Raw genomic sequence first — 23,666 nt, 5'->3', positions numbered from 1 at the left:
CTTTTCAATTCCAGGACTGTCTTCGCTACGACCTGCCGTTCCACGTGGAACAGTGCTGTCTCAGCCGGTATAGACGCGCTTTTCCTTTACCCGCTTTTCCTTCACCGCCGGGGCACGGCGAGGGATGTAGCGACTGCGGACGGGTTCATCGACCCACTTCTCGGTCACCACCGTGGTCTCCACACAGGGCTTCTGCGGCGGCAGCATGACCGGCACCATCATGTAGCCATACGGCGCATAGCCGCCACCTGGATAGCCATAGGCCTGTCGGGGCATCGACCTGAAATAGTCGTCGCACTCGCGCCGCAGATCGCTGTCCTCGGCCTTGTCGATGGCAGCGCCGGCAATCGCACCTACCGCCGCGCCTGCCACAGTCCCGAGCGTACGGTTACCGTCCACGACACGGTTACCGACCACCCCGCCAGCGACACCGCCAAGCAGGGCTCCGCCCACGCCGCTGTCACCCTGGACCTTTCGGCAGCGCTCGATCATCTCCCCCCAACGGGGATCAGGCGAGGCGTAACCTTGCGGATAGGCAACCGGCGGCGGCGGTCCATCAACCGGATGCGCCATCACGACTGTGGGATAGGGCGGGCCAAACATCGGCGGGTAATAGACCGGGCCTGGCACATAGCCGCCCTGCCAACCGCCACTCCAGCCACCGTGTCCTCCAGCGGACGAACGGTCATCATCCCTCGCCACAGCGGGCGCGGTCATGGCGCAGAACACGAGAGCTGCGAGCGATAGGTGGCGAAGCATCGTTTGGTCCCCCGGTCCGGCACAGGTACGTAACCGGTCGTTAACCACGAACTTACCATCAAGGGCCGCAGGAAACCAAGGTTCGTAAGGCGGTGTCGTCGCTGCTGTCCCGAATCGGATCAGGCCCAAATCGCGTGTCAGGACTCAGATGCGGTGAGCCATGGCCCGTGCCAGTGCTTCGATACCGCGCGCATCCTCTTCATCGAAGCGCGAGGGCGAGGGGCTGTCGAGATCGATCACCGCGATCACCCCACCATCCCGCAGGACAGGAACGACCAGTTCGGACCGGCTTGCCGCGTCGCAGGCGATGTGGCCCGGAAAGGCATGGACATCGGCCACAAGCTGGGTCTCGCCGCTTGCGGCTGCGGTTCCGCATACACCCTTGCCCAGGGGAATGCGGATACAGGCGGGCTTGCCGACGAAAGGCCCGAGAACAAGTTCGCCCTCGACCATGCGATAGAAGCCCGCCCAATTGAGATCCGGCAGGAACTGCCAGATCAGCGCGGCCACGTTGGCCATGTTGGCGACACCGTCGGGTTCACCATCGGTCAGTGCGCGCGCGGCTTCGAGAAGGTCGGCGTGGAGTTCGGCCCGCGAATGGCCTTCCGTGGGTGCAAAAGTAAACATGGCCGACGTCTAACCCATCCGCCGCCGAAAGTCGCCCCGCGCAACTTGCGCATTCGCTACCCGAATGTCCCATTGCCCTTGCAAGGCACCGGGCATAGATTTGCGCACCATGAACCTCATCAAGAAGATCCTGATCTCGCTCGTCGTGATCCTGGTGCTCGTCGGCGCCTATGTCGCCTGGTCCGTTCGCGGCACGCCCGCCCAGTTCGCCTTGAACGACACCACAGGGCCCCGGCCGAAACTGGCAGACCCCGACGAGCAGACCATCCCCACGATCAAGACCGCCGATCCCATTGGCTGGAAGGACGGCGAGGCGCCGGTCGCTGCCGAAGGGCTGCAGGTCACGCGCTTTGCCGACAAGCTCGACCACCCCCGCACGGTCTTCACCCTGCCCAATGGCGATGTCCTCGTGGCCGAAACCAATTCGCCCCCGCGCAAAGTGGGAGGCGTGACCGGCATTGTGATGAACTTCCTCATGAAGCAGGTGGGCGCGGGCGGGCCTTCTCCGAACAAGATTGTGCTGCTGCGTGACGGCGATGGTGACGGACGCGCCGAACAGCGCTTCGTGATGGAGAATCCGGCGCTCGATTCGCCCTTCGGCATGGCCTTCCGCGATGGCCGCCTGCTCGTCGCCAACCATAACGCGGTGCTGTCCTTCCCTTACCAGCTCGGCCAGACCTCGCTTTCCGGCAAGCCCGAGAAACTGATGGACCTTCCCGGTGGAGGCAATCACTGGGCGCGCAACCTGCTGCTCTCGCCGGACGGCACCCAGCTTTTCGTGACGGTGGGTTCCGCATCCAACATTGCAGAAGGCGGGATCGATGCGGAGCGTGGGCGCGCGGCGATCCATGAGTACGATTTCGCCAAAAAACGGTCACGCGAATTTGCCGGTGGCCTGCGCAATCCCAACGGTCTCGATTTCAACCCGAACAGCGAAGAGCTGTGGACCGTGGTCAACGAGCGAGACCAGCTTGGTTCCGACCTGGTGCCCGACTACCTGACCAACGTACCGTTCGGTTCGAACTATGGCTGGCCCTGGGCGTACTGGAAGAAGAACATCGACTGGCGCGTAAAGGAACCGATGCCCGAATACCTGATGGATTACGTGCGCAAGCCTGAATACGGCCTCGGCGCGCACGTAGCGCCGTTGGGACTGGCATTCGCTCGGGGCGGGAACCTTTTGGGCGACAAGTTCCAGCAGGGCGCCTTCATCGCACGGCACGGCTCGTGGAACCGACGTCCGCTTTCGGGCTATGACGTGGTCTTCGTGAAGTTCGACGCGCTTGGCAATGTCCTGCCAAAGTCGCCGGTGCCGGTACTCACCGGGTTCCTGACCGAGGACCAGAAGGCACGCGGACGGCCGACTTGGGTAGCCTTCGCCAAGGACGGCGCCTTGCTCGTCAGCGACGATACGGGCGGTGTAATCTGGCGCGTCACGGCCCCGGGCGCGAAACCCGCCGCAGAGGTGAAGCCGCTGCCGAAGCGTGCCGCACCTCCGCAGCCGAAAGGCACCGGGAAGTTCATCATGAAGCCCAACGCCGATTCAGACTTGGTCAAGCCGCAGGACTAAGTAGTCCGGCGGCTGGTCGGAACCTCCCCCGGGCTAAAGCGCGCGTCCGGCCCTGCCTGCCAGTTCATTGACGTATTGCCACGCCACACGGCCCGACCGTCCGCCGCGGCGCTTCGACCATTCGAGCGCGTCGGCTTCTTCCCAGGCAAGGCCGAAGTGGGTCGCATAGCCTGCAACGATCGCCAGGTAATCGTCCTGGGTACAGTTGTGGAAACCGAGACTGAGACCGAAGCGGTCAGCCAAGGCAAGCCTGTCGTCGACCACATCGCGCGGATTGACCGGGTCATCCTGCTCGGACAAGTGCCGCTCGACGATGGCCCTACGGTTCGAGGTGACCGCAAGCCTGACATTTGCAGGGCGCGCCTCCACGCCACCCTCGAGCCAGGAACGCAACTTGCGCGCACCATCGGTATCGGCCGCATCGAAGCCGAGATCATCGAGGAAAACGAGGAAACGGCGATCGACCGTGCGCAGAATCGCGAAGAGATCGGCGAGACCGGCATCCGGGCTCGCCTGGACCAGCGCGATAGAGCCGGGATTCGCCGCTTGAGCCGCAAGCGTCGCCGCCCGCAGGAGAGCGGACTTCCCCATGCCCCGCGCGCCCCACAACAGCATGTCATGGGCCGCTGCGCCGCGCGAAAGGCGCGCAACGTTCTCGACCACGGCGGACTTCTGCTTGTCGATCCCCTGCATCAGGTCGAGCGAAGGCGCCTCGAGCGGGTCGATTCCGCGCGCGGCCTTGCCGTCCCAGACATAGGCCGGAAACGCGCGCCAGTCCGCCGATTGCGCGCGCGGCGGGACCAGGCGATCAAGCGCATCCGCTATCCGGGTGAGAAGCGCCTCGGTCATCCAGCTAGCGCATCAGCGTCGAGATCGTAGAGCAGAGCGGCACCGGCCATAGCCGACGAGCCCAAGCCACGCGCTTCGGGCACGATCACGCGGTTGAAGAACTTAGTCACCGCAATCTTGCTGTGCAGGTCCGACGCGCGCGACTGGCGGGCGAGCTGCCAACCGGCGACGGCTACCGCACACATCGTGGTGAACGGGACCGATCCCGCCAGCTTGTCGTCAAGCGACGCCGTGCTGCTCATCCACTGGCCGATTGCAGCGGCATCCTTCGCCAATGCCGCGACTTCCGGTACGTCCTCCATCTCTGCGGCAATCTCGGCCATCAGCGCCTGGAGCACACCACCGTTGTCGTAGCCGAGCTTGCGGGTCACAAGGTCGGCGGCCTGGATGCCGTTTGTGCCTTCGTAGATCGGCGCGATGCGCGAATCGCGCAGGTGCTGCGCGGCGCCGGTCTCCTCGATGAAGCCCATGCCGCCGTGAACCTGGATACCCAGGCTGGCGACCTCGCAGCCGATGTCGGTGCCCCAGGCCTTGAGCATCGGCACAAGCAGCTCGGCACGCTTCTGCGCTGCCTCGTTGCCCAATGCGCCGCGATCGACCTGACCGGCGGTGTAGTAGAGCAGGGCACGGCTCCCCTCTGTCAGCGCGCGCATCCGCATGAGCATGCGGCGCACGTCTGGATGTTCGATGATCGCCACGGGATTCTTGCCAGGTGCCCCGGCGCGGGTGGACTGCACACGGTCGCGAGCATAAGTGCGAGCCTGCTGGAACGCCCGTTCGGCAATCTGCACGCCCTGGCTGCCGACATTGATGCGGGCCGAGTTCATCATCGTGAACATAGCGCGCAGCCCGCCGTTCTCGTGACCGACCATCTCGCCGATGCATTCACCGTTGTCGCCATAGGACATGACGCAAGTAGGCGAGGCATGAATGCCGAGCTTGTGTTCGATGGAGACGCAGCGCACGTCGTTGCGCGCGCCAAGGCTGCCGTCCTGTTCCACGTGGAACTTCGGCACGATGAACAGCGAGATGCCACGCGATCCGTCAGGCGCGCCCGGCGTGCGCGCGAGAACTAGATGGATGATGTTTTCGGCGGCGTCGTGTTCGCCAAAGGTGATGAAGATCTTGGTCCCGGCGATCCGGTACTTCCCCGCGTGGGGGCCTTCGGTGATCGGCGTTGCGGTGGAGCGCAGCGCGCCGACGTCGGAACCGGCCTGCGGTTCGGTCAGGTTCATCGTGCCCGACCATTCGCCCGAGATCAGCTTGGGCAGATAGAGCGCTTTCTGCGCTTCGCTGCCGTGATGGTCCAACGCTTCGATCGCTCCGACGGTGAGGATCGGGAGAAGCGTGAAGCCCATGTTGGCCGCACCCAGCGTTTCGAGAACTGCCGTGGCGAGCGTAAAGGGCAAGCCCTGGCCGCCGAAATCGACCGGGCCGTTGATCGATCCCCAGCCTTGCTCGACGAAGCTCCTGTAGGCCTCGACGTAACCCGCAGGGAGGGTGACCCTGCCGTTGCCACACTTGGCGCCAACCTGATCCCCCGCGCGGTGAAGGGGAGCCCATTCTCCGGCTGCGAAGGCACCAATGCCTTCGACGATGGCCTCGACCAGATCGGGCGTAGCTGCGGCAAAGCGCTCGCTTTGTGCAAGTTCGTCGATGCCGGCGCTCACCCGGATCGCAAGGATCTGGTCGGCAGTGGGCGGCGTGAAGCTCATGGGTCTCTCCTCAAGCGCGGCGCTTGGCGCGGGCGTGCGCGCTCCCTATAGCGAACCGATATGGAGCCGACAAAGCCTTCCAAGGTGCACCCGCCCGACAATCACGGGCTGGAACATGCCGCGCAAGTGATCGCCGCGGGGGGTACGGTCGCGGTGCCGACCGAGACAGTCTACGGCCTTGCCGCCCGCGCGGATGATGATGCCGCAGTCGCAGGAATCTATCGTGCCAAGGGCCGGCCGGACTTCAATCCTCTGATCGTCCACGTTCCGGACGTTACGGCAGCCGAGGGTCTGGCCGTGTTCGACAAAAGGGCACGGGCGCTCGCCAACGCATTCTGGCCGGGCCCGCTGACCATGGTCCTGCCCCGGCGCGAAGGCGCAGCGCTGGCGTCTGCGGTCAGCGCGGGATTGCCGACGGTGGCGCTTCGCTGCCCGGCGCATCCGGTCATGCAGGCCCTGTTGAAAAACTGTGGATTGCCGCTCGCTGCGCCCTCCGCGAATCGCAGCGGCGGCGTCAGCCCGACAAGCGCTGCCCATGTCGCCGCGTCTTTGGGCCAGCGCGTGGACCTGATCCTCGATGGCGGCGAGACTCGGCAGGGTATCGAATCGACCATCGTTGGCATGCGCGACGACGGCACCTGGGCAATCCTGCGGCCCGGGCCAATCACCGAAGCATCGATCGCCGCTGTCCTTGGCGGGAAAAGCGACGTCGTGACGTCAGCAAAAATCGAGGCTCCCGGACAGTTGGCCAGCCACTATGCCCCGGGGAAGCCGGTGCGTCTGAACGCGACCCAAGCCGGGGAAGGGGAGTTCCTGATCGGCTTCGGGTCCGTGGTGGGGGACGTGAATCTTTCAACCTCGGGCGACCTCGCAGAGGCCGCCGCACGTCTCTATTCCTGCCTGCATCTGGGTGCCGCAGCATCCGAACCGGCGATTGCGGTCGCGCCGATTCCTGATGAAGGAATCGGTACGGCCATCAACGACAGGCTGCGGCGCGCCGCAGCCTGAAGATCACTGTTCTCCCGCGGCGGATTCGGTGCTGCCGCTCTCAGGCGTGACGCCGCCTTCGCAGACCAGCTTGCCCGATCCCATCGATTTTACCCGGCACGTGGCGCGGCCGAATACTCGGACTTCGCCTGATCCCATGATGCTGGCATTGACGTGCCCGTTGGAGGCGAAGCGGGCATTGCCCGAACCGGCGACGTCGACCTTTGCCTCGTCGACGTTGAGGCCGTCCATTTCGGCATCACCGCTGCCCGCGACGGTCATCTTCATTTCCTTGGCCTTGCCCGCCGCACGCAGCTTGCCAGAACCGACCACGTCGACCTTCAGCGACTTCGTGTCGATCGCACGTGCGTCGACGGTGCCAGAACCCGCAACCACGATCTTGGCCTCTCCGGCGCCACCGACCTGATCGGCGGTAAGGTTTCCGGATCCTGCCAGCATGATCTCGCTAAGCGCGGGGACGGTCACGTTGACGGTCGCAGAACCGTTCGAAGACCCCAGCTTCAGATCCTCCCGCGTGATCCCGAGCTGGCCGTCGGACAGGGCAAAGCGCAGCTTGTCGGCCCCTTCGCCTTCCACCGTGATCGTCAGCTTTTCGCCCTGCGTGACGCGGACATTGTCGGGACCGAGAAGGGCAATAGTGGTCGGGGCGGGGCCGCTCAGGTCAAGCTCGGGCAGGGGCACGCCCTTCTTGCCATTGAACGAGACATTGGCGGCATCGCAGCCTCCAAGCATGGTGGCAATGCCGAGAACGGCGACGCCTGCCATTGCACGAACGAAGGATTGCAACATGGCGAATTCTCTCCTGACTGTATTGCTGATATAACACGGCGATACGATCAGGGCCAAGTCGTTCGTGGAGCGGCAGCGCCGGTTCGTCGGCCGTGAGATGGCGGGACGGTGAATGCGAAAAAGGCCCCCGGTTTCCCGGAGGCCTTTTTCAGCGCCAGTGCAGCGAAAAGGATCAGGCCGTTTCGTAGTACTTGGGCGCGTGTTCGTTGAGGATCGCGAGGATCTTCTTCAGAGCAGCGGGCTCGTCGGTCTTTTCCATCGCCGCGAGTTCGCGGGCCAGGCGCGACGAAGCCGCTTCGAAGATCTGTCGTTCCGAGTACGACTGTTCAGGCTGGTCATCGGCACGGAACAGATCGCGAGTCACTTCGGCGATCGACACGAGGTCGCCCGAGTTGATCTTCGCTTCGTATTCCTGGGCGCGGCGCGACCACATGGTGCGCTTGACCTTGGGCTTGCCCTTGAGCGTATCGAGCGCTTCGCGCAGCGTCTTGTCCGACGACAGCTTGCGCATGCCGATCGCTTCGACCTTGTTCACAGGAACGCGCAGCGTCATGCGTTCCTTCTCGAAGCGCAGCACGTAGAGCTGCAGCTTCATGCCGGCAATTTCTTCATCCTGAAGTTCGACCACCCGGCCGACGCCGTGCTTCGGGTAAACGACGTAGTCCCCAACATCGAAGGCGAGTGCCTTACCTGCCATTGGTAATCCTTTCGACGCGGGCAGAACCGGCCATGGGAGAGCGATGGGCCTTTCGGGGAGAAAGAGGCAACTGGCCGCCCGTCAGGCGGTCTTGCGAGGCCCTGCGATCCGTTTGCCTTTTTTGTCCTGCCTTGTTCGTGGTGAAAAGACGCCGGACAGGCAGGAGCCCACCGGCGCTTGAGCACCTTATAACACTTCGGCAATAAAATTACCACCCCTGAACGCGCGGCAGTGCAGCAGAAATCGTTTGCTACCTCCGCAACGGAGGCAACAAGCTGTACTTGCCTGTCTGGCCGGGGTTCCGGACGCTCGCAGGAAGCGCCCGGAAAGGACCGATCAGTCCCCTTCGCCGGGTTCAGCCGAGAAGTACTTGTCGAACTTGCCTTCCTCGCCCTTGTGCTCGTCGGCGTCGGCAGGCGCGTCCTTCTTGGCAGTGATGTTCGGCCATTCCGCCGAATATTTGGCGTTGAGTTCAAGCCACTGCTCGAGCCCGGATTCGGTATCCGGCAGGATCGCCTCGGCCGGGCATTCGGGTTCGCACACGCCGCAGTCGATGCACTCGCTGGGATTGATGACCAGCATGTTCTCGCCTTCGTAGAAGCAGTCGACGGGGCAAACCTCGACGCAGTCCATGAACTTGCAGCGGATACAGGCGTCGGTGACGACGTAGGTCATGGCGAATTGTCCCTCAGGTATCTGTTTGAGGCCGTGCTAGAGGCGTTGCACCCGGCCCGTCAAGCACCCGATAGCAGGCCTGTGCTTCGGGAGCAGGTCCGCGACGGGCGGGAAGGGCCAGAACCTCTATAACGGTGACCCGGCTGCGCATCGGCAGGACCAGTACGTCGCCCAGCCTTACGTCCGCGCTGCACCGCTCGATCCGGCGGCCGTTGAGGCGGATATGGCCGTCCTCGACCCAACCTTGCGCAAGATTGCGAGTTCCGGCGAAACGCGTGAACCAGAGGAACTTGTCGATCCGCAACCGGGCGCTCTCCCTCGCTAACGCCCGACCAGGTCGGCCAGCGCGGCAAAGGCCCCGATGGGCGGACGAGGCGGTGGTGGCGCGTCAGATGCAGTCGTCGCGCGCGATGGCCGCCAGTCCCACAGCGGCGGCTGCGGTGGGCCGAATGCCCTTTCGGGCAGGGCGCGACCCATGTGCACGCGAAAGCCTCCCGCCCTCAGCAAGGCGGCATAGGCCGCCGTTGAAAGGTTCATCGAGCGCGCAACAGCCGGATCCAAGAACACGCGCCGTGCCTTGGTGCCGAGCCGGGTGCGATGCGCGGCATGAAGAAGCTTCTCTGCCAGGTCGACGCGCAGGCACTCATTGCCGAGCCGACGGTAGCCGGCAGGCGCGATCTTCGCATGGACGACGGGCTGCATCGATTCAGGCGGCAAGGGCAAAGGTCTGCTCCAGATCCGCGCCAGCCTGTGCCAGGCCTGCATGGCAGCCGGGCGAAGCGCGGCGGGCAGGAACAGATCGAGCGAGCCAATCCGCACACCAAGCTTCCTCAAGCGGTCGCGCTGGGCAGGATCGAGCCGGTCCAGCCCCGATTGCTCACGCGGAAGAACGCCACCCGATTCAACAAGATGCAAGAGCAACGCGCGCAATTCAGGCCCGGATGCCGGATCACGACTGGCTTCATCGAGCGCGAGGATCGGCGCAAGGTGCCGCTTGTGCTGTGCCGCGAACCAGCCATCGAGTGCAGCAAGGACTTCGGCCTTGCAACCGGGAGCAAGACGGTCGAGCGCGAGGTCCGGCTTGATACGCGGCGAAAGCATGTGACGTCCGCGTTCGATTCGGGCAACGACGGTGTCCTGCCAGACCAGCGCCGTATCCTCGAACTCGATCCCGTCAGGCTCGCCGGCAGCCGCGACAAGGACGTTGGCGCGGGATGCAAGAAGACCGGGCAGATGACGTTCGGCGGCGGCAAGCAGAAGCTTGCGGTCCTCGGCGCGGGCCAGGGGATCGACGACGAAGCGGAAGCCTTCAAGGTGACCGATGGGCTCATCGTCGACCAGGACCGCGCCCTCATCGCCCAGCCGGACCGGCAGGAGGCCCGCATCGGCCCCGGCCTTGCGCATGAGTACGGCGGTCCGACGATTGACGAAACGTTCGGTCAGGCGCGCGTGGAGCGCATCGGAAAGACGAGCTTCAACTGCACGGGCGCGGGCGGACATCTCGTCCTTCGCCAAGACCCAGTCGGGGCGCTGAGCGATGTAAGCCCACGAACGGATCGCGGCGATGCGTGCCTGCAGCGTATCGATGTCGCCCGACGGGTTGTCGAGCTGCGCGATGGCCTGCGCCACGTAATCCGCGCCGAGATAGCCATGGCGCAGATCCTGCCACAGGCGCGCAACAAAGCGGCTGTGTGTTTCATACCCTTGCTGGCGGAAATCGGGCAGGCGGCAGACGTCCCAGAAACGTTGGACGGAACGCTGTCCGCGCACTCCCGATGCGATGTCGACGTCTTCGGCCAGCCGTTTCAGCACGGCAAGATCGATGGCTTGCGGCGGCGTTGCCAATTCAGGCCGGGGAGGAGGGCTCTCGAGGTCCTCGATCAGCGTTGCAATGCTGTCGAAACGCGGCTCTGCCTCGCGCCAGAACAGGCGGGTGAGGGGCGCGAAACGGTGCTCCTCGATCGCGTAGATCTCTTCCGGCGTGAATTCGGGATCGTGCCCGCCCATTCCGGCCAGCGCACCGAAAGTCCCATCGCGCTGGTGCCGTCCGGCACGGCCTGCGATCTGGGCCATCTCCGCCGTGGTCAGGCGGCGCTGGCGGTGTCCGTCAAACTTGGACAACCCGGCAAAAGCAACGTGATGGACATCGAGATTCAATCCCATGCCGATGGCATCCGTCGCGACAAGGTAATCGACCTCACCAGCCTGGTACATCGCAACCTGGGCGTTTCGCGTCTGCGGGCTGAGCGCGCCCATGACCACCGCAGCGCCACCCCGGAAGCGCCGCAGCATTTCGGCCATGACATAGACCTGCTCGGCACTGAAGGCGACGATGGCGCTTCTGGGAGGAATGCGCGAAAGCTTCTTCGCGCCGACATGGGTAAGCGTTGAAAAGCGCGGGCGCGTGACGACCTCGGCCTCGGGTACCAAGGCTTTCACCATCGGCTCGAGCGTCGAGGAGCCAAGCAACATGGTTTCCTCACGACCGCGCGTGTGCATCAGGCGGTCGGTGAACACATGGCCACGTTCGGGATCGGCGGAAAGTTGCGCCTCATCGAGCGCGACGAACGCGAGGTCCGGACGGGAAGGCATCGCTTCGACGGTGCACAGGTGCCAGCGCGCGCCCTTGGGCTCGATCCGTTCTTCACCAGTGATCAGAGCGACATTGTCGGCCCCCTTGATCGCGCAGACCCGATCGTAGACCTCGCGCGCCAACAGCCGCAGCGGAAATCCGATCGCTCCCGAGGAATGCGCACAAAGCCGTTCGATCGCGAGGTGAGTCTTGCCCGTATTGGTCGGCCCGAGCACCGCCTTGACCACGCCGGTGTGCGCGGACTTTCGAGGCTGGGCGGGAATGCGCTGGGCCATGGATGGGAATGTGGCGGGCATGATCGTCTGAAACAAGCGACCGCAGGAATTTTATCCCCGCCGTTTGCCAACACGAAAAAGGCCCGGATCGCTCCGGGCCTTTTACTTGTCTCTCGACCCGAAACCTTACTGGTTCATCGTCGCGAAGAAGTCTTCGTTGGTTTTCGAATCCTTCATCTTGTCGAGCAGGAACTCCATCGCATCGACAGTGCCCATCTGCATCAAGATGCGGCGCAGGACCCACATCTTCGAGAGCTGATCCTTCGGTACGAGCAGTTCTTCCTTGCGGGTACCGCTCTTGCCCACGTCCAGCGCCGGGAAGATGCGCTTGTCCGCAACCTTGCGGTCCAGCACGATTTCCGAGTTGCCGGTGCCCTTGAACTCTTCGAAGATCACTTCGTCCATGCGGCTGCCGGTATCGATCAGCGCCGTGGCAATGATCGAAAGCGAACCGCCTTCCTCGATGTTGCGCGCCGCGCCGAAGAAGCGCTTGGGACGCTGCAGGGCGTTGGCATCGACACCGCCGGTCAGCACCTTGCCCGACGAGGGCACGACGGTGTTGTACGCACGGCCGAGACGTGTGATCGAGTCGAGCAGGATCACCACGTCGCGCTTGTGCTCGACAAGACGCTTGGCCTTCTCGATGACCATTTCAGCGACCTGGACGTGGCGCGAGGCTGGTTCGTCAAAGGTCGAGGAAATGACCTCGCCCTTCACCGAACGCTGCATGTCGGTGACTTCTTCGGGACGTTCGTCAACCAGAAGCACGATCAGGAAGACTTCCGGATGGTTGTCTGTGATCGCCTTGGCCATGTTCTGCAGCAACACGGTCTTGCCGGTGCGCGGAGGGGCGACGATCAGCGCGCGCTGGCCCTTGCCCTGTGGCGAAACGAGATCGATCACACGAGCCGACTTGTCCTTGACCGTCGGGTCGAGCGTGTCGAGCTTCAGTCGCTCGTTCGGATAGAGCGGGGTCAGGTTGTCGAAGTTGACACGGTGGCGCACGGCCTCGGGATCGTCGAAGTTCACCTTGATCAGACGGGTGATCGCGAAATAGCGCTCCCCGTCCTTGGGCGCGCGGACTTCGCCTTCCACCGTGTCGCCGGTGCGCAGGCCCCATTTGCGGACCTGGTTCGGCGAGACGTAGATATCGTCGGGTCCGGCGAGATAGTTCGCTTCGGGGCTCCGCAGGAAGCCGAAACCGTCGGGAAGAACCTCGATCGTGCCGATGCCGAGGATTTCCTCGCCGTCTTCGGCCATTTCCTTGAGGATAGCGAACATCAGGTCCTGGCGACGCATGGTGCTGGCGCCTTCGACCTCGAGCTCTTCGGCCATCTGGACCAGCTCGGCGGGGGTCTTCTTCTTGAGGTCTTTGAGATGCATTGTCTTTGTATTCCAAGGATTTGCCAAAAGGCTGGTCAATGGCCGGAAGCCTCTATGGGGCTTGGAGAAAGCGAGAGGGCGGCTGCATCGCGGGCAGCGCATCTGTATTCCGGTCGGTCGCGGGATATGCCTGCGCGCGGAACGAGTCAATTGTGGAAACCGGGGAGCCGCTTGTGCGTTCCGGATATTGGGCGGGACCGGATTTTGACCGGGAACACCCGGCCAAGCATGGAAGAGGCTCATCCGATGATCAGGTTGCCCCGCCGCACCGGCGAATTTCCCCGCCCGCAATCGCACCAGACGCCGACAAATGCCTGGGGTTCACAGTGGAAGCACCTGCCGCGCCCACCGATGCGGCTTGTCCGCAACGCCATGCGTGATGGCCTGCGAACCCTTCGCGGCTAGAAGGGCTTCACGATCACCATGATCACGATCACCGCGGCAGCAATGCCCGGAATCTCGTTCAGCATCCTCAGCTTCTTGCCTGAAAGCTTGCGAACGCCCGATGCCAGCAGTTGCGCATAGTTCGCCAGCCAGAAGTGATAGGCGGTCAGCACCAGCACGAACGCCAGCTTGAGGTGGAACCACCCTTGCTGGAATGCGCCTATGTCCACCGCAAGCAAAAGCCCCAGCACCCAGACCACTAACAGCGCAGGCCACATGATGATCTTCATCAGCTTGCGTTCGCGGTCCACCCAGACGGCGTTCTCCGGTGAGCCTTCGGGCGCTTCCTGGTGATAGACGAAGAAGCGCGGCAGCATGAACAGGCCCGCCATCCAGAAGATCACGAAGATGACATGGCCGGCCTTCAGCCAGAGATAGAGCATCGCCAATACCTGCTGCATGAATTGCGGTCTCGCCTGCCAATGCGCCCCGAGGGGCTATTTCGGCGTGCGCGAAGGTCTTTGCAAGTGTCCCGAATGCTCAGCGCGACCAGCCTCGCACGATCTTCAGAAGCGCTTCGACGTTTTCGATCGGAGTGTGCTGACCGATGCCGTGGCCAAGATTGAAGACGTGCGGGCGGTCGGCAAAGGCTTCGAGAACACGGATCGTCTGCCGTTCCAGCTCAGGGCCGCCCGAAAGGAGCAGAAGCGGATCGAGATTGCCCTGTACCGGCATGTTCGCCGGGAGTTCGCGCGCAGCCCATAACGGATCGATGGTTTCGTCCACGCCGACCGCGTTGACGCCTGTCTCGCGGGCATAGGCGGAAAGCTTTTCGCCAGCGCCCTTGGGGAACCCGATCACAGGCACGTGGGGATAACGCTGCTGCATCGCGGAGGCGATCCTGGCGTTGGGCGCGATGACCCAACGTTCGAATTCGGCCGGAGCAAGGCTGCCCGACCAAGAATCGAACAGTTGCAGCCCTTCCGCACCCGCTTCGACCTGGCCCGAAAGATACTCGATGGTCACTTCCGTAATCGCATCGATGATTGCCTGGAACGCCGAAGGATCACGATAGGCAAGCGCGCGGGTATCGTGATGGTCACGGCTGCCTTCGCCGGCCACCATGTAGGTTGCGACCGTCCACGGACTGCCGGCAAAGCCGAGCAGCGTGGTTTCAGGCGAAAGCTGGGCCTTCACCTTGGCAACCGTCTCGTAGATCGGCGAGAGGCGCCCGGGCACCGCCACGAGGCTGTTCAGCGCGGCGTCGAGCAAGCGTGGTGACAGGTGCGGACCTTCGCCGGCGAGGAACTGGAGATCCTGTCCCATCGCATAGGGTACGATCAGGATGTCGGAAAACAGGATCGCGCCGTCGAAGCCGAAACGACGGATCGGCTGCACGGTAACTTCGGCCGCTGCGTCAGTGTCGTAGACCAGCGCGAGGAAGCCGCCCTTCTCGGCGCGAAGCTCGCGGTACTCGGGCAGATAGCGTCCGGCCTGGCGCATGAGCCAGATCGGTCGGCGGGAAATGTTCTCACCCTGGAGCGTCTTCAGAAGAGGGCCGGGCATCGGTCTTTCGGTCCAATCCAAATAAATAAGATTCTATTGAATCTGGTTGATGGTGTTTGTTGGCCCTGTGGAAACCGGGGATTGCGGCGCTCTGCCTGAATTGTGAGTCAGCTTCCACAATTTTCCGCCGAGGCGACTCTGTACGCAGTCGGGTCAAGGCGAAGTTCTCACCACTCTCCACAGGCTGGGGAAAAGCGCTTCCACATGTCCACAAGCGACCGAACGGAAGGCCGAAAAGGAGGGTGGAATCGCCCCTCCAACTTGTCCCCGGTCCTCTCCCGTGGTTTATCGGTGCGGTTTCCACAGGCCTGTCCCGGCCCTTCACGAAAGCGCCCGAATGCAGCGTCTTCATCTCCATCTCCTGTCGGATTCCACCGGAGAGACGCTGGAAATGATTGCCAAGGCAGCGCTTGCCCAGTTCGATGGAGCCGATGTCGTCCGCCATTTCTGGCCGATGGTCCGTTCGATGCAGCACCTCGATCGCATCATGGGTGAAATCGCTGCAAATCCGGGGCTTGTCCTTTATACGCTGGTCAATGCCGAGACGCGGGAACGGCTGGAACAGCGCTGCGCCGCGCTCGGCTTGCCAAGCGTTGCGGCGCTTGATGCGGTAACCGACGCGTTACAACAGCAACTCGGTATTCAGGCCAAGGGCCGTCCGGGCCGTCAGCATATGATGGACGAGGCCTATTTTGCGCGCGTCGACGCGATCCAGTTCACCATCGCCCATGATGATGGCGTGGGCTGGGAAAACTGGGAAGAAGCCGACATCGTGCTTGCCGGTGTCTCGCGCAGTTCCAAGACACCGACCTCGATCTATCTCGCCAATCGCGGATACAAGGTCGCGAATATCCCTATCGTTGTGGAAAGTCCGCCTCCCTCGATGCTGTTCTCGCTTCGCCGCCCGCTCGTCGTCGGGCTGACGACAAGTCCGGAACGCTTGATCGCGGTCCGACGCAACCGCCTCCTGTCCTTGAACCAGGCGCCCGAGACTGCCTATGTGGACAACGAGCAGGTGACGCGCGAAGTGCAATTCGCGCGCCGCATGTTCGCCGACAATGGCTGGCCGGTGATCGACGTTTCGCGCCGTTCGATCGAGGAGACGGCGGCTGCGGTCATCAATCTCTACAACGAACGGACGGCCGCAGGCGCAAGCGGCGACGGAGTGAAGCCGATATGACGATCATTCTCGCCAGCCAGAGCGCTTCGCGCAAGGCCATGCTCGAGGCCGCCGGCGTTCCGTTCGAGGCGCGGTCGTCCAATGTCGACGAAGCCTCGATCAAGCGTGAACTGATCGCGGTATCGGGCTGTGAGGTGGCGAGCGTCCTTGCCGAGGCAAAGGCGCTGCCGGTTTCGCTTGCCGCGCCGGGGCGAATGGTTCTCGGTGGGGATTCGCTGGTCGAAGTCTGCGGACGGCAGTTCGACAAGCCGGTCAGTCGCGAGAACGCCGCGGAACACCTCGAGTTCTTCTCGGGCAAGGAAATGCATCTCCATTCCGCTGCCGTCCTGATGCGTGACGGACGGGTTGTGTGGAAAACCTGCGAGCTCGCAAAACTGCGGGTCCGGACGCTTTCTCCCGAATTTATCCAGAGCTATCTCGACAGGGAGTGGCCTGCCGTTTCCGGTTGTGTCGGCGTGTTCCGCATCGAGGCACTGGGGGTGCAGTTGTTCGATCAGATCGAAGGCAGCCACTTCACGGTTCTGGGAATGCCGTTAATGGCCCTGCTCGGCGCGCTGCGCGCTGAGGGAGAATTGCCGTCTTGAGCACGTCGCCGAAGACACTGCCGTATGCCGAGGTGATCGGGGACCCGATCGCGCAGTCCAAATCGCCGGTGATCCACGGGTTCTGGCTGGAAGCGCTTGGCCTCGAAGGCGATTATCGCCGTGCCCACGTCAGGGCCGGGGAACTGGCAGATTACCTTGCTGCCCGGCGTGCGGACACAGACTGGCGTGGTTGCAACGTGACGATGCCGCACAAGCAGGCGGTGATCCCGCTTCTCGACCGGCTCGACCCGCTCGCCGCCCGGATCGGCGCGGTCAATACCATCGTGCCCGAGGACGGCGCATTGGTCGGATACAATACCGATGCGCCTGGCTTCCTCGAACCCCTGCGGCCATTGCTCGATCAGGTGCATTACTTCCGCATGGCGCGCGTCCTCGGGACCGGCGGCGCGGCGCGCGCAATCATTGCCGCACTGGCGGACGAGCACATGGTGATCGTGCTGGCGGGCCGAAACGTCGAGAAGGCCCGTGCGCTTCTCGATGAACTCCATCCTGAAGGGGAGCACCACGTCGCCCCGCTCGAACACTTCTCTGACGAGACCGATTTCGTCTTCGATGACCGCGAAGGATGCCTCGACCTCGTCGTCAACGCTTCGTCGCTGGGCATGACAGGGCAGCCACCGCTTGCCTTTGACATGACACATGCGCCGCCGGGCTCGGTCTTCTACGACATCGTCACCAGCCCGCTCGAAACCGATTTCCTCAAGACAGCGAAGGCAGCAGGCTTCCGCACGGTCGATGGGCTTTCGATGCTCATCGGACAGGCCGACCATGCCTTTCGCCGCTTCTTCGGCGCGGTGCCTCCGCGGGGCGAGGCAGATGCGCAACTTCGTGAAAGGTTGCTGGCATGACGCGTCCCTTCGTCATGGGACTCACCGGGTCGATCGGCATGGGAAAGTCGGCGGTTGCGCTCATGCTGCGCGAGATGGGGGTGCCTGTTTTCGATGCTGATGCCGCTGTCCACCAATTGCAGGGCCCGCGCGGGCCTTTGCTCCCCGCCATCGAAGCGGCCTTTCCCGGCACGACAGGCCCCGAGGGCGTAAAGCGCCAGGACCTCGGTGCGCGGGTGTTCGGCGATGCCGATGCGCTCAGGCGGCTGGAAGCGATCGTTCATCCGGCGGTTGCCCGCATGCGCGAGGCGTTCATGATCGAACACATGGGTGAGCCGCTCGTGGTTTTCGACATTCCGCTGCTGTTTGAAAAAGGCCACGGCAAGGACCTCGACGCGGTCATGGTCGTTTCCGCCCCCGCCGAAGTCCAGCGTCAGCGCGTGTTGGCCCGGCCGGGCATGACCGTGGAGAAGTTCGCGCATATCCTGTCTCTCCAGGTTCCCGATGCGGAAAAGCGCGCCCGCGCAGACTACGTGATCGACACCGGGCTGACGCTTGCCGAGACGGAGGGGCAGGTCGCCGAGCTTGTTCGTGCCATCCGGGAAAAAAACCCGCGCGGGTAGCCGCGACTCCCCTTGCCAGCCCCCTTGCACGGGTCCACATATCCTTTGATGCGTGAGATCGTTTTCGACACCGAAACGACCGGGCTCGACCCAAGAAGCGGCGATCGGCTGGTCGAGATCGGTTGCATCGAAATGTTCAACCGCGTGCCGACGGGCGCGGTTTTCCATTGCTACTTCAATCCCGAACGCGACATGCCGGCCGAGGCTGAGGCCGTCCACGGCTTGTCTATCGCGTTCCTGTCCGACAAGCCGAAGTTCGCCGAGAAGGCGGACGATCTGCTGGCGTTCATCGCGGACTCGCCGATGGTCGCGCACAATGCGGGCTTCGACTTCGGATTCATCAACAACGAGCTGGAGCTGTGCGGGCGCGAACCCGTCAGCCGTGACCGGATGGTCGATACGGTGGCGATTGCCCGCCGCAAGCATCCCGGTGCGAAGCTCAGCCTCGACGCCTTGTGCTCGCGCTACGGAATCGACCGCAGCCACCGCACCAAGCATGGGGCGCTACTGGACGCGGAACTGCTCGCGCAGCTCTATGTGGAGCTGCAGGGCGGGCGGCAGATCGGTCTCGAACTCGCGGCGCAATCCGCGATTGCTGTGACCGAAGAGGTCGTGACCGTCACTTCGTCGGTCACACGCGTGTTCCGTTCCCCGCGCCCGCATTCCGCGAGCGCAGAGGAGCTGGCCCGACATGCCGAGTTCATGGCGGGCTTCAGCGAGCCGATCTGGTCGCGCTGACGCCTTGGGGCGAAGGCGTCGCCGGGTGGCTTGCCCGAGTGCACAGGAGAAGTGACTTATGGATATTCGCGTTTCGGGACATCAGGTCGATACCGGCACTGCCCTGCAGAGCCACGCCGAGGAGCGCCTCGGGACCATCGTCGACAAGTATTTCTCCCGGGCGCTTTCCTCGCAGGTTACGCTGGGGAAGGCTCCGCACGGCGGCTTCCGATGCGATATCGTCACCCATGTCGCACAAGGTTTGATCCTCAAGGGTAGTGCGATTGCCCAGGACGCACACATCGCGCTCGACCAGTCGGCCGACAAGATCGAGAAGCAGCTTCGTCGTTACAAGCGCCGCCTCAAGGATCGCCACGAAGGTGCCGACCATGCGCGTCGTGCCGATGAGGCGAATCTGGCGCAGGACGCCGCTTACACCGTCTTTGTCCATGACGAGGCCGGGGAAGATGAGCCTGCCGACGCGCCCTTGGTGATTGCCGAGACCCGTGTCGACGTGCCGACGGCAAGCGTATCGGATGCGGTGATGATGCTCGACCTGCGCAACACCAATGCGCTCATGTTCAAGAACGCGGGCACCGGTGTGCACAATATGGTCTATCGCCGCGGCGACGGTTCGATCGGCTGGGTCGAACCACGGTAAGTGGCGGCGCATCGTTCGTTAGAAGCAAAGGGGGATGCGCTGCGTCCCCCTTTCCTTTTGCGAACAGGCGCTTCTCCCGGCCAGCGCTTTGCGCTTGCGTTCGCGCCCATTCGGGAGCATGGCGCCCCCCAATTCACCGTGCCTTTGCACTTATGTGATACATTTCATCCGTTATGACGGCTCTCTTCACGATCAGTCCCCAGGCCGTCCGCGTTATCCGCGCGGAGACGAAGCAGCAGATCCTTGCGGATCTGTCGCGCTGCTTCGCCGAGGTCTACGCGCTCGACGCCGAGACCGTGATCGAGGGCATCGAGGAACGCGAGAAGCTGGGCAGCACTGGCTTTGGCCGGGGCGTGGCTATTCCCCACGCGCGGATCGACGGTCTGGAAAAGCCGGTCGCGGCCTTCTTCCGCCTTGAAAATCCGGTCGAATTCGCCGCTGCGGATGGCATGCCGGTCGATTGCGTGTTCGGCCTGCTCTCCCCCGCCCAGGCGGGAGCCACCCATCTCCAGGCGCTGGCCGCGATTTCGCGCCTGATGCGTGATGAGCGCATGCACGAACGTCTGGTCTCCGCGCCCGATGCAGAGGCCATCTACGGCCTGCTGGTCAATGTCATCGATCGTGACGCCGCCTGAGCCTGCCGACAGCGCGCACCTTCACTGGCGTGCGCTGGAAGGGCTCTACGCCTCGGCTCCGGTCAACAGCCTGTTCGAATCCCGGCTCGAGATCGTTGCGGAAGGCGTGTCGCGCATCCATTTCGAAGTGACGCCGTCGTGCTTCCACGCCGCGGGCGCGGCTCACGGCACCATCTATTTCAAGATGCTCGACGATGCGGCGTTCTATGCAGCGAACACGCTGGTCACCGATCGCTTCCTGTTGACGACGTCGTTCAATCTGTTCTTCACCCGCCCGATCCAAGGTGGCCGGGTAACAGCCGAGGGACGCTGGGTATCAGGCCGCCGCCGCGTGCTGGTGGCCGAAGCGCGCCTGATCGACGAGGAAGGCGAGGAAGTGGGCCGCGGCACGGGTACATTCCAGCGCTCGCGCATCCCGCTCTCCGGGCTCGACGGCTATAACGCGGGTCTGCGCGCCGCGCTGGGCTGAGGTGAGCGCGCGCCTTCCCGCACACGCCGAAGTATCCGGCCTGATCCGGTTGACGCAGGCCGCCGGCGGCTTCGCTATGGTTCTTAACAAAGGTGAACGGGACGCGGGGACACTACTTATCGTTATTGTGGAAAATCAAGGTCTTGCAACTCTGCATGAGCGGATGCCCCAGCTTGATGGCACACGAAAGTGGACCACAACAAAGCATCAACTAATTGAAAATAAAAAAGAATTTGAGGATTATCTGACCCGTCGGATGGTCCAGGATCCCGATGTGTGGATAGTCGAACTGACTGTCGCGGATCGCGAACGGTTCGTCCGGGACAACCTGTCGCAGAGCTGAACGCGGGTTGACTCTTCCGCACCGCACAATAAAGGCACCCCACCGATTTTGCGCAGGCGGTGACGGACGGCAGACAGGCTGACCGCACTGGCACGCAGACGGGGGGCAACCGACATGGCCCTTCGGCATTTGGCCCACGTGCGCAGCTTCGCTCCGCGCGGGAGGGTCCTTTGTCGCGCCATGACCGGAAGCTCACCGCCTAATGACGATGTTGGATGAGCACGAAGTTCCGATACGCGGCGACGCTGAGCATTGCTGCGACTTTTATCACAACCCTTCTCAGCACGAGCGGATCCCACGCCGCCGCACAGGGCATCAACGCCCCCGTCGCATCCGTGACGACATTCATCTCCCAGCCCGTGGTGCAGCCCGTTGCCAAGCCGACGGCCGCAATCGCTACCCAGGCATCCGAAGGCGAAGCTGGCGAAGCCGCTTCCTCGCTTGCCGAACTGGTCGAGAACACCCAGGCCCCCGATTCGCTTTCCAATGAACTGGAATGCCTCGCAGGTGCCATCTTCTTCGAAGCGAAGAGCGAATCGCTTGCCGGGCAGCTTGCCGTCGGCCGCGTGATCGTCGCCCGCGCCAATTCCGGTCGCTTCCCCTCTTCCTATTGCGGTGTGGTGTTCCAGCCCTCGCAGTTCTCCTTCATTCGCGGCCACGCGATGCCGGCCATCAACCGCAACAGCCGCGCCTGGCAGAATGCCGTGCGTATTGCCGTGATTGCCGACGAAGGTCTTTGGAAAAGCCCGGTCGAAGGTGCGATGTTCTTCCACGCCTCGCACGTCTCGCCCCGTTGGGGGAAGGTGCGCATGGCCAGGGTGGATAGCCACATCTTCTATCGCTGATTTCCGTTGGACGGGAAATGCAGGGCTGGCGCGACCGACAGGTTGCGCCGGCCCTTTCGCGTAGCTCTGTAGCCTCAACGTTCTCCGAACAGATCTCGCTGCGCCTTGTCCAGTTCTTCGGCATAGCGCCTGCGCACGTGGGCTTCGGTGACCAGGCCAAGGACGTTGCCCTGCATGTCGACCACGGCCAGTTCGTCCGTCGCCAGATCGTCGAAGCGCCCCATGATCTGGACGATGTCTTGCTCCGGGGAAAGCGTGGCCTGCGCGCTGTGGCACACCGAAGTGACCGCCGCTTCGGAATTGACGCCGTCCGCAAAGGCAGCGGCGATAGTCACGATCCCCGCGTATTTCCCGGACGTGTCGGTCACCACTACGCGGCTTGTGGAGCCAAGCGGAAAGCGGCGGCGCAGTTCCGCGATGGTCGCGCTGCCGTCTATCGTCGCCATCCCCCGCCGCATCATCCGTCCTGCGGTTAGCGTCCTTACCCAGCCCACGTCGCGCGCGCTGGTGATCGTTTCACCGCGCAGGTGCAGGCGCCATGTGGAGAAGGAATAGCCGAACAGCTCGCGCACCAGCGTGGAGGACACGAGCGATGCCGCAAGTACGGCTCCGGTCAGGCTGAAGTTGCCCGTCGCCTCGAGCACGAGCATGGCCATCGTGAAGGGCGCGCCGACGACCGCCACTGCAAGGGCTGCCATTCCCACCAGTGATGCGTTGCCGATGTTGAGCACCGGGTGGCCCAGCCCCAGGGCCAGCAAACCGGCGTAAAGGTGTCCAACCAGCGTGCCGAGAAACAGCGAGGCGAAGAACAGGCCGCCGCGAAAACCGAAGCCGAGCGAAACGATCGAACTTGCGCTCTTCACCAGGAGGATCATGGCCACGAAGGCGAGTGATAGCGTCTCGGTCATGTCGAGATGGAGGGCGCTGTGTCCGGCCGAGAGTGCCTGCGGTGTCAGCATGGCCAGTGGGATCAGCAGCAGGCCGCCGATTGCAGGCCGCCAGGGCCCCGGTATCGCCTTGCGCGACCCTGTTTCCACTAGCGCCACCGCCCGCATCAGCACGATGCCAAGCAGCGCACACACTGCCCCCAGCCCGCCGTAGGCAATGTAGCCTGCCGTGTGGATGGCCGGCCCTGGCTCGGCACTGACCACATAGGGTACGACGCCAAGCCGACGCGCGACCTGAGCCCCGGCAAGCGCTGCGGCGACTACAGGTGCGATGGCGGACGGCGTGTAGGCCCCGATCACGATCTCGAAGGCGTAGAATGCCCCGGCAAGCGGCGCACCGAATGCGGCTGCAATCGCGCTTCCGGCGCCCGCCCCCACCAGGATTCGCGCGTCTGGTCGGCGCAGGCTGAGGAGGCGCGCACCGAGCGAGCCGAAGAGACCGCCGACTTGTGCGTACGCCGCCTCAAGCCCGACCGACGCGCCGAACCCGTTGGAAATGACGGTCTGGCCAGCCACCACGGCGCTGTCCATGGCCGACATGCGGCCCCCGTGCAGAGCGTTGGCCTCGACCGCGTCGACCAGCGCGCGCCGGCGGACGCCCGCAGCCCAGTTGAACGCGGCGAGCACGAGGCCGCCAAGCGGCAGGACGATGAGAACGGATAGTGGCAGCGAAGGAGCTGCGCTAAGGCGGAGGTCCGGAGGCAGGTCGTATAGGACGTGTTGCACGGTGCGCGCGGCGGCGCCCAGGATTACCGTGAACAGGCCACCCGCCATGCCCACTCCGATGGCGAGCGCGAGGAACACCAGTTCGCTTGCACGGACTTGCTTGCGCAGCCAGCGCAACAGGGCGGGGAGTCGCTTCAGCACGCCTGTTGCCTAGCGCAATCAGGCATTTGCACGAAGGACGATATTGGGCCGCTTCCG

At 63.7% G+C, this 23,666-nt stretch carries 25 protein-coding genes; 12 read left to right on the top strand and 13 right to left on the bottom strand.

The genetic code is table 11. The annotated features are described in order from the left end of the window. Nucleotides 1-60: 60 nt before the first annotated feature. The gene (locus SARO_RS00650; RefSeq protein ID WP_011443794.1) at nucleotides 61-759 is read right to left on the bottom strand and encodes a glycine zipper 2TM domain-containing protein; all 699 of its coding nucleotides are present in this window, start codon (nucleotides 757-759) and stop codon (nucleotides 61-63) included. A 144-nt stretch (nucleotides 760-903) separates the two neighbouring features. Then, nucleotides 904-1,386: a GAF domain-containing protein gene (locus tag SARO_RS00645; protein ID WP_011443793.1), complete on the bottom strand. Its 483-nt coding sequence runs from the start codon at nucleotides 1,384-1,386 to the stop codon at nucleotides 904-906. Nucleotides 1,387-1,495: 109 nt separating this feature from the next. Between SARO_RS00645 and SARO_RS00640 the strand changes: the two genes are divergently transcribed. Next, a complete protein-coding gene (locus SARO_RS00640; RefSeq protein ID WP_234007383.1) occupies nucleotides 1,496-2,956 on the top strand; it encodes a PQQ-dependent sugar dehydrogenase in 1,461 nt (486 codons plus the stop codon). A gap of 33 nt (nucleotides 2,957-2,989) precedes the next feature. On the opposite strand, the gene SARO_RS00635 is transcribed toward SARO_RS00640, so the two are convergent. Further along, nucleotides 2,990-3,805, bottom strand: a complete 816-nt coding sequence (locus SARO_RS00635) for a DUF815 domain-containing protein (protein ID WP_011443791.1) — start codon at nucleotides 3,803-3,805, stop codon at nucleotides 2,990-2,992. Further along, nucleotides 3,802-5,520, bottom strand: coding sequence for an acyl-CoA dehydrogenase (locus SARO_RS00630; protein WP_011443790.1), 1,719 nt, complete (start codon nucleotides 5,518-5,520; stop codon nucleotides 3,802-3,804). The genes SARO_RS00635 and SARO_RS00630 overlap by 4 nt, the downstream gene beginning before the upstream one ends. A 60-nt stretch (nucleotides 5,521-5,580) precedes the next feature. On the opposite strand from SARO_RS00630, the gene SARO_RS00625 reads away from it, so the two are divergent. Beyond that, nucleotides 5,581-6,528, top strand: coding sequence for an L-threonylcarbamoyladenylate synthase (locus SARO_RS00625; RefSeq protein WP_011443789.1), 948 nt, complete (start codon nucleotides 5,581-5,583; stop codon nucleotides 6,526-6,528). Nucleotides 6,529-6,531: 3 nt separating this feature from the next. On the opposite strand, the gene SARO_RS00620 is transcribed toward SARO_RS00625, so the two are convergent. The 8 genes from SARO_RS00620 to hemE form a co-directional block, all read right to left on the bottom strand. Further along, entirely contained in the window at nucleotides 6,532-7,317 is a 786-nt protein-coding gene (locus SARO_RS00620) for a head GIN domain-containing protein (protein WP_011443788.1), read from the bottom strand. Between the two features lie 172 nt (nucleotides 7,318-7,489). Then, nucleotides 7,490-8,014, bottom strand: a complete 525-nt coding sequence (locus SARO_RS00615) for a CarD family transcriptional regulator (protein WP_011443787.1) — start codon at nucleotides 8,012-8,014, stop codon at nucleotides 7,490-7,492. A gap of 336 nt (nucleotides 8,015-8,350) precedes the next feature. Further along, the gene (gene fdxA, locus SARO_RS00610) at nucleotides 8,351-8,689 is read right to left on the bottom strand and encodes a ferredoxin FdxA (RefSeq protein WP_011443786.1); all 339 of its coding nucleotides are present in this window, start codon (nucleotides 8,687-8,689) and stop codon (nucleotides 8,351-8,353) included. 13 nt (nucleotides 8,690-8,702) lie between these two features. Further along, on the bottom strand, nucleotides 8,703-8,993 hold the full coding sequence (locus SARO_RS20445; protein WP_011443785.1) for an RNA-binding S4 domain-containing protein: 291 nt from the start codon (nucleotides 8,991-8,993) through the stop codon (nucleotides 8,703-8,705). A gap of 17 nt (nucleotides 8,994-9,010) precedes the next feature. Next, nucleotides 9,011-11,557 carry a helicase-related protein gene (locus tag SARO_RS00605; RefSeq protein WP_041549862.1) on the bottom strand — a complete coding sequence of 849 codons (2,547 nt, stop codon included), beginning with the start codon at nucleotides 11,555-11,557 and terminating at the stop codon, nucleotides 9,011-9,013. Nucleotides 11,558-11,683: 126 nt separating this feature from the next. Next, nucleotides 11,684-12,940 (bottom strand): transcription termination factor Rho, encoded by a 1,257-nt coding sequence (gene rho / locus SARO_RS00600; protein WP_011443783.1) that lies wholly within the window; start codon nucleotides 12,938-12,940, stop codon nucleotides 11,684-11,686. A gap of 401 nt (nucleotides 12,941-13,341) precedes the next feature. Further along, nucleotides 13,342-13,785 carry a CopD family protein gene (locus tag SARO_RS00595; RefSeq protein ID WP_041549859.1) on the bottom strand — a complete coding sequence of 148 codons (444 nt, stop codon included), beginning with the start codon at nucleotides 13,783-13,785 and terminating at the stop codon, nucleotides 13,342-13,344. 79 nt (nucleotides 13,786-13,864) lie between these two features. Then, nucleotides 13,865-14,890, bottom strand: coding sequence for a uroporphyrinogen decarboxylase (gene hemE, locus SARO_RS00590; protein WP_011443781.1), 1,026 nt, complete (start codon nucleotides 14,888-14,890; stop codon nucleotides 13,865-13,867). Between the two features lie 337 nt (nucleotides 14,891-15,227). On the opposite strand from hemE, the gene SARO_RS00585 reads away from it, so the two are divergent. The 10 genes from SARO_RS00585 (at nucleotide 15,228) to SARO_RS00540 (ending at nucleotide 21,795) form a co-directional block, all read left to right on the top strand. Beyond that, nucleotides 15,228-16,070 (top strand): pyruvate, water dikinase regulatory protein, encoded by an 843-nt coding sequence (locus SARO_RS00585; protein ID WP_011443780.1) that lies wholly within the window; start codon nucleotides 15,228-15,230, stop codon nucleotides 16,068-16,070. Next, a complete protein-coding gene (locus SARO_RS00580) occupies nucleotides 16,067-16,654 on the top strand; it encodes a nucleoside triphosphate pyrophosphatase (RefSeq protein WP_011443779.1) in 588 nt (195 codons plus the stop codon). The genes SARO_RS00585 and SARO_RS00580 overlap by 4 nt, the downstream gene beginning before the upstream one ends. After that, nucleotides 16,651-17,523 carry a shikimate dehydrogenase gene (gene aroE, locus SARO_RS00575; RefSeq protein ID WP_011443778.1) on the top strand — a complete coding sequence of 291 codons (873 nt, stop codon included), beginning with the start codon at nucleotides 16,651-16,653 and terminating at the stop codon, nucleotides 17,521-17,523. Before SARO_RS00580 ends, aroE begins: the two co-directional genes overlap by 4 nt. After that, the gene (gene coaE / locus SARO_RS00570) at nucleotides 17,520-18,125 is read left to right on the top strand and encodes a dephospho-CoA kinase (RefSeq protein WP_011443777.1); all 606 of its coding nucleotides are present in this window, start codon (nucleotides 17,520-17,522) and stop codon (nucleotides 18,123-18,125) included. Before aroE ends, coaE begins: the two co-directional genes overlap by 4 nt. A 48-nt stretch (nucleotides 18,126-18,173) precedes the next feature. Then, on the top strand, nucleotides 18,174-18,863 hold the full coding sequence (gene dnaQ / locus SARO_RS00565) for a DNA polymerase III subunit epsilon (protein ID WP_041549856.1): 690 nt from the start codon (nucleotides 18,174-18,176) through the stop codon (nucleotides 18,861-18,863). A gap of 58 nt (nucleotides 18,864-18,921) precedes the next feature. Continuing rightward, complete coding sequence (gene hpf / locus SARO_RS00560) at nucleotides 18,922-19,503, top strand: ribosome hibernation-promoting factor, HPF/YfiA family (protein WP_011443775.1); 582 nt, start codon at nucleotides 18,922-18,924, stop codon at nucleotides 19,501-19,503. 173 nt (nucleotides 19,504-19,676) lie between these two features. Beyond that, nucleotides 19,677-20,138, top strand: coding sequence for a PTS sugar transporter subunit IIA (locus SARO_RS00555; protein ID WP_011443774.1), 462 nt, complete (start codon nucleotides 19,677-19,679; stop codon nucleotides 20,136-20,138). Further along, the gene (locus SARO_RS00550; RefSeq protein WP_176929312.1) at nucleotides 20,113-20,607 is read left to right on the top strand and encodes a PaaI family thioesterase; all 495 of its coding nucleotides are present in this window, start codon (nucleotides 20,113-20,115) and stop codon (nucleotides 20,605-20,607) included. The genes SARO_RS00555 and SARO_RS00550 overlap by 26 nt, the downstream gene beginning before the upstream one ends. 1 nt (nucleotide 20,608) lies before the next feature. Continuing rightward, a complete protein-coding gene (locus tag SARO_RS00545) occupies nucleotides 20,609-20,950 on the top strand; it encodes a DUF1491 family protein (RefSeq protein WP_011443772.1) in 342 nt (113 codons plus the stop codon). Nucleotides 20,951-21,165: 215 nt separating this feature from the next. After that, nucleotides 21,166-21,795, top strand: coding sequence for a cell wall hydrolase (locus SARO_RS00540; protein WP_011443771.1), 630 nt, complete (start codon nucleotides 21,166-21,168; stop codon nucleotides 21,793-21,795). Between the two features lie 74 nt (nucleotides 21,796-21,869). Here SARO_RS00540 and SARO_RS00535 read toward each other — a convergent pair whose 3' ends face one another. Next, nucleotides 21,870-23,609, bottom strand: a complete 1,740-nt coding sequence (locus SARO_RS00535) for a chloride channel protein (RefSeq protein WP_011443770.1) — start codon at nucleotides 23,607-23,609, stop codon at nucleotides 21,870-21,872. Nucleotides 23,610-23,666: the final 57 nt, after the last annotated feature.

The sequence above is a fragment of the Novosphingobium aromaticivorans DSM 12444 genome (genome assembly GCF_000013325.1).
GTDB classification, from domain to species: Bacteria; Pseudomonadota; Alphaproteobacteria; order Sphingomonadales; family Sphingomonadaceae; genus Novosphingobium; species Novosphingobium aromaticivorans.
This window is presented reverse-complemented; position numbering and strand designations above follow the sequence as displayed.

Excerpts from the sequence above, each read along its gene's own strand:
- SARO_RS00650 (WP_011443794.1), bottom strand. The coding sequence starts at position 759 with ATGCTTCGCCACCTATCGCTCGCAGCTCTCGTGTTCTGCGCCATGACC.
- SARO_RS00645 (WP_011443793.1), bottom strand. The coding sequence starts at position 1,386 with ATGTTTACTTTTGCACCCACGGAAGGCCATTCGCGGGCCGAACTCCAC.
- SARO_RS00640 (WP_234007383.1), top strand. The coding sequence starts at position 1,496 with ATGAACCTCATCAAGAAGATCCTGATCTCGCTCGTCGTGATCCTGGTG.
- SARO_RS00635 (WP_011443791.1), bottom strand. The coding sequence starts at position 3,805 with ATGACCGAGGCGCTTCTCACCCGGATAGCGGATGCGCTTGATCGCCTG.
- SARO_RS00630 (WP_011443790.1), bottom strand. The coding sequence starts at position 5,520 with ATGAGCTTCACGCCGCCCACTGCCGACCAGATCCTTGCGATCCGGGTG.
- SARO_RS00625 (WP_011443789.1), top strand. The coding sequence starts at position 5,581 with ATGGAGCCGACAAAGCCTTCCAAGGTGCACCCGCCCGACAATCACGGG.
- SARO_RS00620 (WP_011443788.1), bottom strand. The coding sequence starts at position 7,317 with ATGTTGCAATCCTTCGTTCGTGCAATGGCAGGCGTCGCCGTTCTCGGC.
- SARO_RS00615 (WP_011443787.1), bottom strand. The coding sequence starts at position 8,014 with ATGGCAGGTAAGGCACTCGCCTTCGATGTTGGGGACTACGTCGTTTAC.
- fdxA (WP_011443786.1), bottom strand. The coding sequence starts at position 8,689 with ATGACCTACGTCGTCACCGACGCCTGTATCCGCTGCAAGTTCATGGAC.
- SARO_RS00605 (WP_041549862.1), bottom strand. The coding sequence starts at position 11,557 with ATGGCCCAGCGCATTCCCGCCCAGCCTCGAAAGTCCGCGCACACCGGC.
- rho (WP_011443783.1), bottom strand. The coding sequence starts at position 12,940 with ATGCATCTCAAAGACCTCAAGAAGAAGACCCCCGCCGAGCTGGTCCAG.
- SARO_RS00595 (WP_041549859.1), bottom strand. The coding sequence starts at position 13,785 with ATGCAGCAGGTATTGGCGATGCTCTATCTCTGGCTGAAGGCCGGCCAT.
- hemE (WP_011443781.1), bottom strand. The coding sequence starts at position 14,890 with ATGCCCGGCCCTCTTCTGAAGACGCTCCAGGGTGAGAACATTTCCCGC.
- SARO_RS00585 (WP_011443780.1), top strand. The coding sequence starts at position 15,228 with ATGCAGCGTCTTCATCTCCATCTCCTGTCGGATTCCACCGGAGAGACG.
- SARO_RS00580 (WP_011443779.1), top strand. The coding sequence starts at position 16,067 with ATGACGATCATTCTCGCCAGCCAGAGCGCTTCGCGCAAGGCCATGCTC.
- coaE (WP_011443777.1), top strand. The coding sequence starts at position 17,520 with ATGACGCGTCCCTTCGTCATGGGACTCACCGGGTCGATCGGCATGGGA.
- dnaQ (WP_041549856.1), top strand. The coding sequence starts at position 18,174 with ATGCGTGAGATCGTTTTCGACACCGAAACGACCGGGCTCGACCCAAGA.
- hpf (WP_011443775.1), top strand. The coding sequence starts at position 18,922 with ATGGATATTCGCGTTTCGGGACATCAGGTCGATACCGGCACTGCCCTG.
- SARO_RS00555 (WP_011443774.1), top strand. The coding sequence starts at position 19,677 with ATGACGGCTCTCTTCACGATCAGTCCCCAGGCCGTCCGCGTTATCCGC.
- SARO_RS00550 (WP_176929312.1), top strand. The coding sequence starts at position 20,113 with ATGTCATCGATCGTGACGCCGCCTGAGCCTGCCGACAGCGCGCACCTT.
- SARO_RS00540 (WP_011443771.1), top strand. The coding sequence starts at position 21,166 with ATGAGCACGAAGTTCCGATACGCGGCGACGCTGAGCATTGCTGCGACT.